13 protein-coding genes are annotated in these 14,033 nt (G+C 56.0%); 5 read left to right on the top strand and 8 right to left on the bottom strand.

Features of this window, described 5'->3' with window-relative positions; all coding sequences use genetic code 11:
• Positions 1 to 79: 79 nt before the first annotated feature.
• Positions 80 to 853, top strand: a complete 774-nt coding sequence (locus tag ACR0IU_RS10150; RefSeq protein WP_480716164.1) for a phosphotransferase — start codon at positions 80 to 82, stop codon at positions 851 to 853.
• Here the strand turns inward: ACR0IU_RS10150 and ACR0IU_RS10145 are convergent.
• The 5 genes from ACR0IU_RS10145 to ACR0IU_RS10125 all read right to left on the bottom strand — a co-directional run bounded on the left by ACR0IU_RS10145 (position 848) and on the right by ACR0IU_RS10125 (position 6,134).
• On the bottom strand, positions 848 to 2,149 hold the full coding sequence (locus ACR0IU_RS10145) for an NAD(P)/FAD-dependent oxidoreductase (protein WP_480716163.1): 1,302 nt from the start codon (positions 2,147 to 2,149) through the stop codon (positions 848 to 850). The two genes, ACR0IU_RS10150 and ACR0IU_RS10145, sit on opposite strands and share 6 nt — an antisense overlap.
• Positions 2,146 to 2,964, bottom strand: a complete 819-nt coding sequence (locus ACR0IU_RS10140) for an ABC transporter permease (protein ID WP_480716162.1) — start codon at positions 2,962 to 2,964, stop codon at positions 2,146 to 2,148. Before ACR0IU_RS10140 ends, ACR0IU_RS10145 begins: the two co-directional genes overlap by 4 nt.
• Positions 2,961 to 3,851 (bottom strand): ABC transporter permease subunit, encoded by an 891-nt coding sequence (locus tag ACR0IU_RS10135; RefSeq protein ID WP_170780873.1) that lies wholly within the window; start codon positions 3,849 to 3,851, stop codon positions 2,961 to 2,963. The genes ACR0IU_RS10140 and ACR0IU_RS10135 overlap by 4 nt, the downstream gene beginning before the upstream one ends.
• Entirely contained in the window at positions 3,851 to 4,978 is a 1,128-nt protein-coding gene (locus tag ACR0IU_RS10130; protein WP_170476362.1) for an ABC transporter ATP-binding protein, read from the bottom strand. Before ACR0IU_RS10130 ends, ACR0IU_RS10135 begins: the two co-directional genes overlap by 1 nt.
• A 70-nt stretch (positions 4,979 to 5,048) precedes the next feature.
• Positions 5,049 to 6,134 carry a polyamine ABC transporter substrate-binding protein gene (locus tag ACR0IU_RS10125; protein ID WP_010440724.1) on the bottom strand — a complete coding sequence of 362 codons (1,086 nt, stop codon included), beginning with the start codon at positions 6,132 to 6,134 and terminating at the stop codon, positions 5,049 to 5,051.
• Positions 6,135 to 6,274: 140 nt separating this feature from the next.
• Between ACR0IU_RS10125 and ACR0IU_RS10120 the strand changes: the two genes are divergently transcribed.
• Together ACR0IU_RS10120 and ACR0IU_RS10115 are read left to right on the top strand one after the other, a co-directional pair.
• Positions 6,275 to 6,958, top strand: coding sequence for a GntR family transcriptional regulator (locus ACR0IU_RS10120; protein WP_260023307.1), 684 nt, complete (start codon positions 6,275 to 6,277; stop codon positions 6,956 to 6,958).
• 75 nt (positions 6,959 to 7,033) lie between these two features.
• The gene (locus ACR0IU_RS10115) at positions 7,034 to 8,431 is read left to right on the top strand and encodes an aspartate aminotransferase family protein (protein WP_480716161.1); all 1,398 of its coding nucleotides are present in this window, start codon (positions 7,034 to 7,036) and stop codon (positions 8,429 to 8,431) included.
• 39 nt (positions 8,432 to 8,470) lie between these two features.
• On the opposite strand, the gene ACR0IU_RS10110 is transcribed toward ACR0IU_RS10115, so the two are convergent.
• Positions 8,471 to 9,787 carry a lytic murein transglycosylase gene (locus ACR0IU_RS10110; protein WP_480716160.1) on the bottom strand — a complete coding sequence of 439 codons (1,317 nt, stop codon included), beginning with the start codon at positions 9,785 to 9,787 and terminating at the stop codon, positions 8,471 to 8,473.
• A 70-nt stretch (positions 9,788 to 9,857) separates the two neighbouring features.
• On the bottom strand, positions 9,858 to 10,565 hold the full coding sequence (locus tag ACR0IU_RS10105) for a helix-turn-helix transcriptional regulator (protein ID WP_480716159.1): 708 nt from the start codon (positions 10,563 to 10,565) through the stop codon (positions 9,858 to 9,860).
• A gap of 82 nt (positions 10,566 to 10,647) precedes the next feature.
• On the opposite strand from ACR0IU_RS10105, the gene ACR0IU_RS10100 reads away from it, so the two are divergent.
• Both ACR0IU_RS10100 and ACR0IU_RS10095 read left to right on the top strand, forming a co-directional pair.
• Positions 10,648 to 11,346, top strand: a complete 699-nt coding sequence (locus ACR0IU_RS10100) for a glutathione S-transferase family protein (protein ID WP_480716158.1) — start codon at positions 10,648 to 10,650, stop codon at positions 11,344 to 11,346.
• On the top strand, positions 11,343 to 11,729 hold the full coding sequence (locus ACR0IU_RS10095; RefSeq protein WP_480716157.1) for a DUF1801 domain-containing protein: 387 nt from the start codon (positions 11,343 to 11,345) through the stop codon (positions 11,727 to 11,729). Before ACR0IU_RS10100 ends, ACR0IU_RS10095 begins: the two co-directional genes overlap by 4 nt.
• Here ACR0IU_RS10095 and rnr read toward each other — a convergent pair.
• Positions 11,720 to 13,978, bottom strand: a complete 2,259-nt coding sequence (rnr, locus tag ACR0IU_RS10090) for a ribonuclease R (RefSeq protein ID WP_480716156.1) — start codon at positions 13,976 to 13,978, stop codon at positions 11,720 to 11,722. The genes ACR0IU_RS10095 and rnr overlap by 10 nt on opposite strands.
• Positions 13,979 to 14,033 lie beyond the last annotated feature (55 nt).

The following is a 14,033-nucleotide window of genomic DNA, read 5'->3' as shown; positions in this document are numbered from 1 at the left end:
TGACCAAATCCCACCTCCGCCAAAGCTGGTTGCCCAGCTGCATTCTCAAGGGCTAATAGACGTTCAAGCCCAATTTCAGGTGCTGTACGGTGGGCGTACAAATCAGGTCTGGAAGGTACTGTCGGATCACAGCGACGCGGTCCTCAAGCTATATCGCGCACCGTTTCAGAACCCGCTGTTTCGCAACGACGCTAAGCTTGAGGCGAACTGCTTGCGCGCACTCAACAGCACCGGCTTCGTGCCCAATCTTCGGGCAACCGGGTCTTTCGAGAAGGCGAGCTGGGTTTACTACGATCATGCACCAGGCAATCCATGGCGCGAAGGCGTCGAAAACGTCGCGGTTCTGCTGAGGCGACTACACAGTCTATCGATAAATCTGGACCTCCCCGCTGGCTGCAATGGCAGCGAGGATCTGAGATGCCAGGCTGAGCAAATCTTGCGCAGTTGCCAGAACGCTGAGACTCAGCAGCTGATCGCGTTGAAGCCGCGGGGGCAAATACCACCTCTTGCCGAGCGATGTCTGATCCATGGTGACCCGGTGGCGGGCAACATTCTGCAATCATCTGCCGGGCTGACACTCATCGACTGGCAATGCCCGGCCTTGGGTGACCCATGTGAAGACTTAGCGATATTTTTATCGCCCGCGATGCAACAGCTTTATCGCGGTGCACCTCTGTCGGAGGCGGAGGTAGCGAGCTTTCTAACCGCCTACGATCGGCACCAAGTTACTGCGCGATACTTATCTCTGCGCTCTTGGTATGGCTGGCGAATGGCGGCCTATTGTCTGTGGCGGGTCGAAAACGGATCACCCGAATATGTTCGGGCCTTTGAATTGGAAATTCGCGCCTTATAGATCCGCAAGACCAAGCAATGCATAGGCTGGCGGCATCAAGGCACGACGCCATCTACCCAATGGAAAACGGGCTGGCGGTTGCTTGATCGGCAAAGGAAGCTCACTTGGTTGCCCGAGGACCATCCGGGCGAGGGCTCGGCCACAATATGTCCCCATGGCAACGCCGTTGCCGTGATATGCAAAGCCCGCAAACAACCCGGCTTGATCCGGAACCGGACCCGCAAAGGGCACGAGGGCGCGGGACAGGCAGACCATACCGGACCAGATATGCGTAACGTCAATCGAGGCCCACGCAGGAAATAAGCGTCTGAAATCCTGCAACGCCTTTTGCCGAATGCGCGTTTCGGCACGGGGTGACGACATCAATCCCCCACGCATTCCGAACAAAAACCGCCTATCGGGCATCAACCGGAAATAATGCAGCAGGTTGCGCGTGTCATATGCGATCTGATCCGAAGTCCAGCCTTGAGCCTGTAATTCGTCTTGGGACAGAACGCGTGTGACAAAAGCCGTCGATTGCGTCGGCATATAGCGCGCAGCCATCCATTGGGGTAAATCCTCGCTGGAATACCCATTTGTGCAGGTTAGCACGTTCGAAGCCCGAACATGACCGGTGGGGGTATGCAGATCAAAGCCTTGCGCGATTTTGCATATCTTCTGAACCGGGCTGTGTTGGTACAACTTTGCACCCTCAGTCTGCGCTGCGTTGGCCAAACCAAAAAGGTACTTACGAGGGTTCAAACCAAAACCTATAGGCGTTGTGTATCCGCCAAAAAACGCGCCTCCCAACCCTAAATCTGCCAGTTCATGCTGCTCATGCAGCTGGCCTTCTGAGGCGACGCTTTGACGTAGTCGTGCCATCGCTCGCTTGGAATGGGCCAGTTGAGTTTCACCCCGCGAGTGCCTGTCCGCATCGATTTCATGACGCGCCAGAAGATCGGCAACCAACGACACTGCGTCTTTTTCAGCCTGAAAATATGCTGCTGCCTCAATTGCACCGTAACGACGTCTGAGAGTTGCTTCACTAAGCTTCGAACCACCCAGACAGCAGAACCCTCCGTTTCGCCCTGACGCGCCCCAGCCCGGAGAGTTCGCCTCGAACACAGCAACCGATACGCCCTCTTTCGCTAAATGCAGCGCTGCAGATAGGCCCGTGAACCCGCCGCCGATTATGGCAACATCGACCTTCAGCTCTCCTTGGTGCTTAGGCCAATCAGGTGCCTCAATCGTCTCGTCCCACCAGCATCCTGAAAGAGGGGCCGCACTATAAGCGAAATCCGAAAAGATTCGCTTCATTCGGTGCGCGCCGCGGCTTGTTCATCCTGCTTTTGCCGCATCATCGCGCGTTTGGTCACCAATGATGCGGTGATGACACCCAACGTTACCACAGCGATCATAAGCGTCGACAACGCGTTGATTTCTGGACTGACACCCAGACGCACAGCCGAGAATATCTTGATGGGAAGTGTCGTGGCGGATGGTCCAGAGGTGAAGGACGCAATGACCAGATCATCAAGCGACAAGGTAAACGCCAACAACCAGCCGGAAACAACGGCGGGCGCAATGATCGGCAACGTCACTAGACGAAAAGCCTGCGCCGGCGAACACCCCAAATCCAGCGCGGCCTCTTCCAGCGACCGATCAAATGTAACAAGGCGGGAAGAGACGACAACCGAAACGAAGCACATGGAAAATGTCGTATGAGCCAGAACGATGGTCAGGATCCCCCGATCCAACCCGATCCCGATGAACAACAGCAGCAGAGACAGGCCCGTTATCACCTCTGGCATCACCAGAGGGGCGTAGATCATCCCCGAAAATAGCGTTCGTCCAAAAAACCGCCCGCCACGCACCAAAACATATGCCGCTGCCGTGCCAAGGATCGTCGCCAAAGTCGATGAGAACACAGCGACCCGCAGTGTAACCCATGCCGCGTCAAGGAACGCCTCGTTCTGAACCAGCTCTCCGTACCATTTGGTCGAAAGCCCGGCCCAGACGGTGACAAGCTTGCTTTCGTTGAAGCTAAAAATGATCAGGATGATCATCGGGATATACAGGAACGCGAACCCCAATGTCAGCGACACCGTGTTGAACCAGCTGAGTCTGCTCATTGTTCAGCCTCCGTCTGCTTTTGCTGGTTGCGCTGGAACAGTACGATCGGAATCACAAGGATCAGTAGCAAAACCACGGCCACCGCACTGGCAACCGGCCAGTCGCGGTTCGAGAAGAACTCTTCCCAAAGAACCTTACCGATCATCAGAGTTCCGGAACCACCCAGAAGCGACGGGATCACGAACTCACCAATCACCGGGATCATCACAAGAAAACAACCCGCGATGATACCCGGGCGTGACAGAGGGATTGTGATCAACCAGAAAGCCTGCATGCGCGAACACCCAAGGTCTTCGGCGGCCTCGATCAGCGACCCGTCCATACGTTCTAGAGACGAGTAAATCGGCAGAATCATGAAGGGCAAATAAGTGTAGACGATGCCAATATAGACCGCTGTATTGGTGTTAAGAATGGTCAGCGGGGTTGAGATAATGCCCGTCCACAGCAGCAGTTGGTTCAGATAGCCCTCATTGCTGAGGATGCCCATCCAGGCGTAGACCCGGATTAGGAATGACGTCCAGAAGGGCAAGATAACTAGCATCATGAATGTGGGCCGCCACTCTTCAGGCGCGCGCGCCATCGCGTAGGCGATCGGGTAGCCGACAATCAGCGTGAGAATTGTTGAAATCAGGGCGATTTTGACGCTGGAAAGGTAAGCTTTCCAGTATAGATCATCCTCGGTCAGCCAAACGAAGTTCTCAAGATCAAGCTGGCTGAAGAAGTTCTTAATGCCTGTCCAGCCCTCAGAGAAATCCAATGTCGGCGTGTAAGGTGGAATGGCCAGCGCGGTGTCCGAAAATGAGATTTTCAGAACGATAAAGAACGGAACCAGAAACAGCGCCAGAAGCCAGACATAGGGAATGGCGATCAGAACAGCGCGACGCATCAGTTTTCCAACAAGACCGCGGCAGTCGCTGTCCAAGACAGCCAGACCGGATCTTCCCAAGTAAACGAGCGGCGCGAGATACGACGGGTATTCGCCGTTTGTGCCTTGATGATCGTGCCGTTTGGCAGCTCAACATGATAGGTCGACAGGTTGCCCAGATAAGCGATGTCATGCACCTTGCCCTGGATCGCATTGATCGCATCTGTGGGGCGCTCGGCTGAAATGGCGACTTTCTCGGGACGGATCGCCAGATGGCAGCCCTGCCCATTGGACAACGCGGTCGCGGATGACGCCGTGAGTGGTGGCTGACCCTCGGCCCAATCGATCTGATAGCTTTCATCCCCTTGTGTCGTGGCACGCCCTTCGATGATGTTCACGTCGCCGATAAAATCAGCGACATAGACGGAATTCGGTGTCTCATAGATGCGATCGGGTGTCGCCACTTGCATCAACTTGCCCTGATCCATGACAGCCACTCGGCTGGCAACGGTCATCGCCTCTTCTTGGTCGTGAGTCACGATGACAAAGGTCGTGCCGGTCTTTTCCTGAATGTCCATCAACTCGAATTGGGTATCTTGACGCAGCTTCTTATCCAGCGCCCCCAAGGGTTCGTCGAGTAAAAGCAGTTTTGGCGCTTTGGCCAATGACCGGGCCAGCGCCACGCGTTGGCGTTGACCGCCCGAGATCTGATGCGGCTTACGGCGCGCAAACTGCTCGAGCCGGGTCAGGCGCAGCATCTCTTCAACTCGTTCTTCCAGATCGCGCTTGGGCATGTTGTCCCGACGCAGACCAAAAGCGATATTGTCCCAGATGCTCAGATGAGGGAACAGGGCGTAAGACTGAAACATCATGTTCACCGCCCGCTTATTGGGCGGGATCGGATCGATATCCTGACCCCCAAGAAGGATATGGCCATCGGTCGGAGTTTCAAAACCGGCCAGCATCCGCATCATCGTGGTCTTTCCGCAGCCCGACGGCCCAAGCAGAGCAAAGAACTCACGCTCATAGATATCCAGCGAAAGGTTATCGATCGCGGTGAATGCGCCAAATCGTTTGGTGACGTTCTGGAACTGGATCAAGGGTTTCGCCTGCGGGTCGTCCCACGGCGCAAAGACTTCAGTGTTCAAAGTGGCCCCCGGTAATCGGTCAGGATAAATATCGCGCAAGGCAGTTTGTCTGCCTTGCGCATCAATCAGATCAGGTGCCTGATTTCACCTTGGTCCAGAGACGAGTCACCACCCGCTGGGTTTTTGCCGGATAAGGCGTGGTGATATAGAGATTCTGCATCGTCGTATCATCCGGATAGATCGCCGGATCTCCGATTACGTCCTCTTCCAGGAACTCTTGCGAAGCCTTGTTACCGTTGGCGTAGTAAACATAGTTCGACGCGGCAGCCATGTTGTTGGCATCCAGAATAAAGTCCAGAAACTTGTGTGCGCCTTCTGGATTTGGTGCATCAACAGGTATCGCCATCTGGTCAAACCACATCAGCGAGCCTTCCGCGAATGGATGGTATTCGATGACCACACCATTTTCTGCCTCATCGGCACGATCCCGAGCTTGCAGAATGTCCCCTGACCAACCGACGGCCACACAGATATCACCGTTGGCAAGCGCATTGATGTATTCCGAGCTGTGGAACTTCTGCACATATGGACGCACGCCGGTCAGAACCTCTTCGGTCTTCGCAATGACGTCCGTGTCATGGCTATCCGGGTCCTCGCCGATATATTGCAGCACCATCGGAATGATCTCGGCGGGTGCATCCAGGAAATGGACACCGCACGAGGCCAGCTTTTCCATGTTTTCAGGCTTCAGCACCAGATCCATGCTGTTGAGCGCAACATCGTCGCCCAGAACTTCTTTGACCTTGTCAACATTCAAGCCGATGCCGGTGGTTCCCCACATGTAGTTGATCGAATAAGCGTTGTTGGGGTCATACCCTGCGGTGCGCTCCTGAATCACATCCCACAGGTTTCCTGCATTCGATAGTTTGGCTGCGTCGAGTTCCTGGAACGCGCCAGCTTGAATCTGGCGTTGCAAAAACGTTCCCGAAGGCACAACCACATCATAACCTGACCCACCGGCCAGCATTTTGGTTTCCAGAACCTCATTACTATCAAACACGTCATAGATCAGGGTCAGGCCTGTCTCTTCTTCGAATTTGCTCAGCAACTCCTCGTCAATATAGTCGGACCAGTTATAGACGCGCACTTCTTCGGCAAAAGCGGCCGAAGTCCCCAATGCGACGATCGCTGTCATCCCCAGCGTTTTTAGTTTCATAGTCTTCTCCCTGCGATTATGCGGCTATTTTCACTTTTTTTTGGATTTGATCAAGTTTTGCGTTTTGCAGTAGTTTCACCTATGGTCGGAACAGGTGTAAATTCAGACAAGATAGAAACGCGCGGATTGAGGTAAACCATTTGGATTTGATCAAAAATAAGGCGAGCACGCAGCCGGATGATGAAGAAAAACGCCCTGCGCATGAACAGGTCTATCGCACTCTGAAATCGCAGATCCTGTTTGGTGATCTTGTGCCAGGACAGCCGGTAACGATTCAGGGTCTGACTGATTCGTTGGGCGTAGGCATGACCCCGGTGCGCGAGGCGATACGACGCCTAATTTCTGACGGCGCCCTGATCTTTCAAGGCAACCGACGGGTCAGCGTACCCTTATTATCTGCCAATGATATCGAGCAGATGATTTTTGCAAGAATATCAATAGAAACAGAGCTTTCAAGGCGTACCACCAGGAACATTTCGTCGACCGAAATTGACCATCTGGAGAAGCTGGATCAACGGCTCGACCTCATGATTGCAGATGGGGATGTTGGCGGATATCTGCGATTGAACCACGCCTTTCATCAAGCCCTGTATTCGCATGCCGATGCCCCGATTCTGGTCGACCTGGCCGAACGTCTGTGGTTGAGATTCGGCCCTTCACTGCGGATTGTTTGCGGTCGATTCGGCACCCAAAGCCTACCCGATAGACATAAGGATATTATCGTCGCACTGCGCAATAAGGATGCGGAGAAGGCTGCTTTGGCAACGGCACAGGACATTGAGCAAGGTATGGGAATGATGGGCGATGCCCTGCCCGGCACCTAGAATGCAGCGATTCGATTGACAGTATAAAATTTGATCATATTCTGTCCTGCAATCACGCTTGCAGGAGAATCGCCGATGTCCACTATCACCAATCACATGCCCACCGCCGAATTGCAGGCGCTGGATGCGGCGCATCACATTCACCCGTTCTCGGCAAATGGATCGCTGGGGGAGGAAGGCGCACGTGTAATCACCCGCGCCAACGGCGTATATCTGACCGACAGCGAAGGTGAAGAGATTCTGGATGCCATGGCCGGGCTCTGGTGCGTCAATATCGGCTATGGCCGCGATGAACTGGCCGACGCCGCTGCCCGTCAAATGCGCGAACTGCCGTATTACAACACGTTCTTCAAAACGACTCACATCCCGGCCATCGCACTGGCCGCCAAGCTTGCTGAACTTGCACCCGGAGATCTGAACAACGTGTTCTTCGCCGCTGGCGGGTCCGAGGCGAATGACACCAATATCCGTCTGGTTCGCACCTATTGGGCTGAGAAAGGTCAGCCGGGCAAGAATATCATCATCAGCCGCAAGAATGCCTATCACGGTTCTTCGGTCGGATCCGCATCGCTGGGTGGTATGGCCGGGATGCATGCGCAAGGCGGCATCCCGATTCCAAATATTCATCACATTAACCAACCAAACTGGTGGGCCGAAGGTGGTGACCTCGCCCCTGAAGAGTTTGGCCTCGCCCGCGCGCGCGAATTGGAAGAGGCCATTCTAGAGTTTGGTGAAAACCGAGTCGCAGCCTTCATCGCCGAGCCAGTGCAGGGTGCAGGTGGCGTTATCGTTGCGCCAGACACTTACTGGCCGGAAATCCAACGTATTTGCGACAAATACGATATCCTGTTGATCGCAGATGAGGTGATTTGCGGGTTTGGTCGGACCGGGAATTGGTTCGGGTCACAAACTGTCGGCATCAGACCACACATCATGACCATCGCCAAAGGACTCAGCTCGGGCTACGCGCCTATCGGTGGGTCTATCGTAAATGATGAAATCGCTGAAGTTATCGGCAACACCGAATTCAACCACGGTTATACATATTCCGGCCATCCCGTTGCTGCTGCGGTTGCGCTGGAAAACCTGCGCATTCTGGAAGAAGAAGGAATTGTGGATCATGTCCGCGATGTCGCGGCCCCCTATCTGAAGAAGAAATGGGAGGCACTGGTTGATCACCCATTGGTCGGCGAAGCCAAGATCGTTGGAATGATGGCGTCAATCGCGCTGACACCGGATAAATCAAGCCGCGCCAAATTTGCGTCTGAACCCGGCACGATTGGGTATATCTGTCGCGACCGCTGCTTTGCGAACAACCTGATCATGCGCCACGTGGGCGACCGGATGATCATCTCGCCACCCCTGATCCTGACGCCTGAGGACATCGATGAGATGTTTGTGCGTATTAACAAATCGCTGGACGAAGCATTGGAAGAAATCAACAACAGGGGATTGATGAAATCCGCGTCCTAGTCACGATCAAAGGGCGGCCCATTTGGTCCGCCCTTACTTTCAACGCATCCGCTCCAGCAGACTGAGCGACGGGTACCCGTCCGGAACCAGCCCTTGAGCGACCTGGAACGCTCGAACCGCATTGATCGTATTCGGACCGGTGCGACCATCAATCCCTTGAGTGTCAAACCCAGCCTGCGTCAACCGACGCTGCAACTCTTTCTTTTCGGTAAAACTCAGCACGCGATCTCCACGTGGCCATTCGGCTTGAAACGGAGCACCGCCTGCAAGCCGGTCAGACAGATGCCCGATCCCGATCACATAAGCATCGGCACCATTGTATGCCTCGATCACCTTGAAATTATCGAAGATCATCAGAGCAACACCACGGCCACCCGCTGGCAACAAAATTGCAGCTTTTCCATAGTCGGGCACCACCTGGCCTGTGTGCGCCAGAACTCCTCGGGCCGCCCATTCTGACGGCATCAGTGTAACGTCTCGTCTTGCATCTGCATAATCAAAGCCGGATGGTAACTTGACCTCTACCCCCCATGGTTGGCCTTTGGTCCATCCATGCTTTGCCAGATAGGCGGCGGCTGACGCCAGAGCATCAGTTGGATCATCCGACCAGATATCGCGCCGCCCATCGCCATCGAAATCTACTGCGTGATCCAGAAATGAGGTCGGCATGAACTGCGTGTGCCCCATCGCTCCGGCCCAACTGCCGACCATATTCGCAGCATCCACGTCCCCGGACTGCAGGATCTGAAGGGCCGCGATAAGCTGGGATTCAAAGAAACTCGCCCGCCGTGCATCAAAGGCCAGTGTCGCGAGCGATCTGATAGTTTGCTTGCCACCCCGATAGGTTCCGAACGAGGTTTCGAGCCCCCAAATAGCGGTGACAACCTCTTTTTCAACGCCATATTGCGCCTCTATCCGCGTCAGAGTTTCCCGATGCCGGTCCAAGCCCGCGCGTCCATTCGAAATCCGCGTTTTTGAAACTGCCGAATCCAGGTACTCCCAGATCGGTTTTGAAAACTCAGCCTGATTGCGATCTCGTTTGATGATGTCGCTGTCATAGGTCACCCCGGCCAATGCTCGGTCCAGCGTCCGGGCCGAGATTCCTTGAGCGCGGGCCCGCTCGCGAAACGCTCCAAGCCAAGCCTGAAAGCGCGCGTTCCATTCGGCAGATACGCGATAATGTTCGACCTCAGGACGCAATACTGGCCTTACCGAAACCATCACGTCTGCCGAAGCCAGTTGAATATTGTCGACCAATGGTCGGGCCAGAGGCCGTATTGATTTATCTGTTGTATCCGCCTGCACGATGGATGCCCATAATGCGGCGGTCATGACGCCACCTACGCACTTACGCATTCCGATTTTTCCTGATTACTGCTCAGGTTCAATGATAGCGCACAATCGGTATTTTTCAAAATGTAGAAAATTAGCTTTCCTGTTCCTGTGCCTCGCGTTCAGCACGAATACGGGCAATCGCCTCTCGCAGTAACGACACGCGCTTGGGGCGGAAACTTTCGTCGGACACGTCCATGTCTTGCATACGGTCCAGCCGGAAAACGCGAAAATCCTCGCGCAAGTGACACCAGCTGAGCAGAACGCTGGCGCGATCCATGTAGACGATACTCAGTGGATTGACCCGACGCAGGGTTCCCACGCCCTTGGCATCGGTATAGGCAAACTCAACCGCGCGTTCGTCCCATGCTGCTTGGCGCAGGACTGCAACATCAATTGTTGGCACCGCTGGTCTGTCAAACCGCGTGGCAGTCAGAACAGCATGACTTAGTCGGTGGGATTGGCGCTGCGGCAACCGGCCCTGCAGCTTTCGCAAGGCCTCGCTTGCCGCATCAGACAGCGCCGGATCGCCAATCAACTGCACCTCTCGTAGACCTAATACCAACGCTTCAAGCTCGTCATTGGTAAAACCCAGAGGTGGCAAAGTTGCATCTTCGATCAGGGTAAACCCAAACCCGGCCTCGCCGTCTATTACGGCCCCCAGAGCACGCAAAGCATCGATGTCCCGATGTATTGTACGCGGTGAAACGCCCAAATCCTGTGCCAGCTGGACCGACGTTCTGGGTGATGGGCCAGAACGCAGGGCTTGCATTAACTGAAACAGGCGAGCGGTACGAGACATACTGCACACTAACCTAAACCTAATGTCGGAAACTGTCATTAGTCAGGCGTATCCCTCGGACATCCCAATTATGGAGCTGATGATGCTGACCCTTCTTACTTTCCCCTCTGCGTTCGGCCTGTTCAGTGCCAGCCCGTTCTGTGTAAAAACCGCCCTGATGCTTCAACGGGCAGGACAGCGCTGGCGGCGGTCCGACCTTTTGGATCCCCGCAAGATGCCGCATCAGAAACTGCCGGTTCTGCGCACACCCGAGCGCCTGATCCCCGACAGCGACTTGATCCGCGAGTGGCTCGAGTCTCAGGGTGCAGATTTCGATGCCGGTTTGAATGGCCTGCAAAAAGCCCAATCCCGTACCCTAATCCGCATGGCCGAGGAACATCTTTACTTCCATGTCGTCCAGGATCGTTGGGCCAATGATGAGGTCTGGCCAATCCTGCGCGATACGTTCTTCACAGTCATTCCAGCACTGATCCGCAAGCCGGTCTCGAACTCGATCCGTAAATCTGTTGTCAAAGGGTTGGCCTTTCAGGGTGTTTCCCGATTCTCACCCGCAGAACGACAGGACCGGCTAGAGCGCGATCTTGAGGCGATCTCAACCTACCTTTGGCAATCGCCATACCTGATGGGTGAGGAACCAACCTCGGCGGACATGAGTGTCGGTCCAATGCTGGCCGCGATGCGCGCGACACCGTCCGACACCCCCCTGACCCGCCGGATCAAACAGGATAAACTGCTCAACAGCTATATCGATCGAATGGAACAGGCGATCCCATTGTCATGACACCCTTTGAGGATGCAAAAGTCGCCGCAGCTTACGGGGCGATGCCAGAAGAAACTCGCGCAGGAGCACTTATGCTGCGCGAGTTGATTTTCGAAACTGCGGCCTCGCTAGCGCAGGCTCAGCCGCTGGAAGAGGCGTTGCGGTGGGGGCAGCCAGCCTATTTGGCACCCAAGGGATCAACGATCCGACTGGGCGGACACAAAGCCGCTCGGTTTGCGTTGTTCGTGCACTGCCAGAGCAGACTGATGGGGGATTTTACTTCTGCTTTTCCCAATGAGGATCACATCGATGGCAATCGCGCCATCCTATTCGATGCGCCCGATCAGATCGACCCCACACGCCACGGCTGGCTGATTGCGCGCGCGTTAACCTATCATCTCTGACGGCGTTTGCGTTCGACCTTGCGCTTGATTTTGTCCTTCTTGCGCTTGGTGCTGACCGCCTTGCGCCGCGACCCGCGTTTGGTTGGACCGCGTCCTCGTGGCAGGGCTTGATCATCGATAGAGAGCAGTTCCAATTCCAATCCGCCGGTTACAGGCGTTGCCTCGGTCAGCCGCACGGTGACACGCTGACCAATGGCAATAATCAGGCCGGTATCCGAACCCATCAGCGTCCCGGCTTCACGGTCAAAATGAAAGAACTCACGCCCTAGCGAGCGCACGGGCACCAGACCGTCCGCTCCGGTCTCGTCCATCTTCACGAAGGCCCCGAAACGCGCGATGCCGCTGATACGGCCGGTGAACTCATTGCCGACCCGCTCGCTGAGATAGGCCGCCAGATAGCGATCAGTCGTATCGCGCTCGGCCATCATGGATCGGCGCTCGGTATCCGAGATATGGGTGGCCGTTTCCTCCAGCCGCGCGATTTCCTCCTCGGTCAATCCATCCTTGCCCCAGCCATGGGCCGTGATCAGCGCGCGGTGCACGATCAGGTCCGCATAGCGGCGGATTGGTGAGGTGAAATGTGCATAGTTCCGCAAAGCCAGTCCAAAATGTCCAAAGTTTTCAGGGTTGTAATAGGCCTGTGCCATCGACCGTAAAGTGGTTAGGTTGATCAGCTCGGCATCTTCGGTACCCGCGGCAGCATTCAGCAGCGCGTTCAGGTGGCGGGTCTGCAACACCTGCCCTTTGGCCAGATTCAAACCTGCTGCTTGCGCCGTCTCTCTCAGGCTTTCCAGCTTCTCAGGTGCGGGCTCTTCGTGGACGCGGAACAACAGCGGGCGGCGTTTGGAGATCAGGGTCTCGGCGGCGGCGACATTGGCGAGGATCATGAACTCCTCAATCAACTTATGCGCATCCAGCCGGTCACGGAACGCGACGCTGGTCACCTCGCCTGCGTCGCTCAGAACGATCTTACGTTCAGGCAAGTCCAGTTCCAACGGCTGGCGCTCCGCCCGCGCTTTTTTCAATGCGGCATAGGCGGCATAGAGCGGTTTCAGAACGGTTTCCAGCAACGGCCCGGTGCGGTCGTTCGGGTTGCCATCGATCGCTTCCTGCACCTCGGTATAGTTCAGCGAGGCGGCAGAGCGCATCAGGCCGCGCACGAACCGGTGGCCGATCTTACTACCCTCAGCATCAATCTGCATCCGAACCGCGATACAAGCGCGCGGGACGCCTTCGTGCAGGGAACACAGATCGCCGGATAGGCGATCCGGCAGCATCGGCACCACGCGGTCCGGGAAATAGCTGGAGTTGCCCCGCTTGCGCGCCTCGCGATCCAGCGCCGTACCGGATGTCACATAGGCGGCCACATCGGCGATGGCGACCCAGATCACATGGCCACCTTTATTCTTCGGGTCATCGTCTGCGTGCGCATAACAGGCATCGTCATGGTCCCGTGCATCCGCAGGATCGATCGTCAGCAAGGGCATATCCCGCAGGTCTTCGCGCCCTTTCAGGCCAACAGGTTTGGCCTTGTCGGCCTCTTCAATCACCTTGTCCGGGAAATCGTCGGGAATGCCATGTTGGTGGATGGCGATCAATGAGACAGCCTTGGGCGCGGTCGGATCGCCAAGCCGTTCAACAATGCGCGCCCGTGGCAGGCCCATGCGGTTCTTGGGTCCGGCTTGCTCGGCCTCAACCAGCTCACCGTCCTTGGCGCCCAGAACGGCCCCGTCCGCGACCAGCCATTCGGTGGAACCAGCCTTGTCGATAGGTACGATCCGGCCACCCTCGGCCCCTTTGCGGAAAATGCCAACGACCTTGCGCGGGTTGGTGCCGATACGGCGGATCAGACGTGCCTCGTAATTGTGGTCTTCCTCGTGCACAACGGTCAGACGGGCCAGAATGCGGTCACCCTCGCCCAATGCCGGATCGCTGGCGCGGGTGATGAGCAGAATAATGGGCTCGACCCCCTCACCGTGCCATTCCAACGGCCGAGCAAACAGGTCGCCATCCGCGTTCGGAGCCTTCACCTGCAATACGCTGACCGGCGGCAGGCGATCCGGATCGCGATAGCTGCGCTTGCGCTTTTCCAGATGGCCTTCGGCCTCAAGTTCCTTCAGGATGCGCTTCAGGTCGATCCGATCTGCGCCCTTGATGCCAAAGGCCTTGGCGATATCACGTTTCGAGGTCAGGGTAGGGTTCGCCGAGATCCAATCGAGGACCTCTTGCTTGGTCGGAATGCGTGTCATGAGTTTGGCCTAGCACGGGCATGCGACCGCGTCATGACCAAAAAGCGGCCTGTCG

This window comes from Ruegeria sp. CL5 (assembly GCF_056536485.1).
The sequence above is the reverse complement of the archived record's forward strand: the minus strand, read 5'-3'. Positions and strand labels throughout refer to the sequence as shown.

Bases quoted from the DNA above. Each gene is read 5' to 3' on its own strand.
- ACR0IU_RS10145 (WP_480716163.1), bottom strand. From the start codon at position 2,149: ATGAAGCGAATCTTTTCGGATTTCGCTTATAGTGCGGCCCCTCTTTCA.
- ACR0IU_RS10140 (WP_480716162.1), bottom strand. From the start codon at position 2,964: ATGAGCAGACTCAGCTGGTTCAACACGGTGTCGCTGACATTGGGGTTC.
- ACR0IU_RS10135 (WP_170780873.1), bottom strand. From the start codon at position 3,851: ATGCGTCGCGCTGTTCTGATCGCCATTCCCTATGTCTGGCTTCTGGCG.
- ACR0IU_RS10125 (WP_010440724.1), bottom strand. From the start codon at position 6,134: ATGAAACTAAAAACGCTGGGGATGACAGCGATCGTCGCATTGGGGACT.
- ACR0IU_RS10115 (WP_480716161.1), top strand. From the start codon at position 7,034: ATGTCCACTATCACCAATCACATGCCCACCGCCGAATTGCAGGCGCTG.
- ACR0IU_RS10110 (WP_480716160.1), bottom strand. From the start codon at position 9,787: ATGCGTAAGTGCGTAGGTGGCGTCATGACCGCCGCATTATGGGCATCC.
- ACR0IU_RS10105 (WP_480716159.1), bottom strand. From the start codon at position 10,565: ATGTCTCGTACCGCTCGCCTGTTTCAGTTAATGCAAGCCCTGCGTTCT.
- ACR0IU_RS10100 (WP_480716158.1), top strand. From the start codon at position 10,648: ATGCTGACCCTTCTTACTTTCCCCTCTGCGTTCGGCCTGTTCAGTGCC.
- ACR0IU_RS10095 (WP_480716157.1), top strand. From the start codon at position 11,343: ATGACACCCTTTGAGGATGCAAAAGTCGCCGCAGCTTACGGGGCGATG.
- rnr (WP_480716156.1), bottom strand. From the start codon at position 13,978: ATGACACGCATTCCGACCAAGCAAGAGGTCCTCGATTGGATCTCGGCG.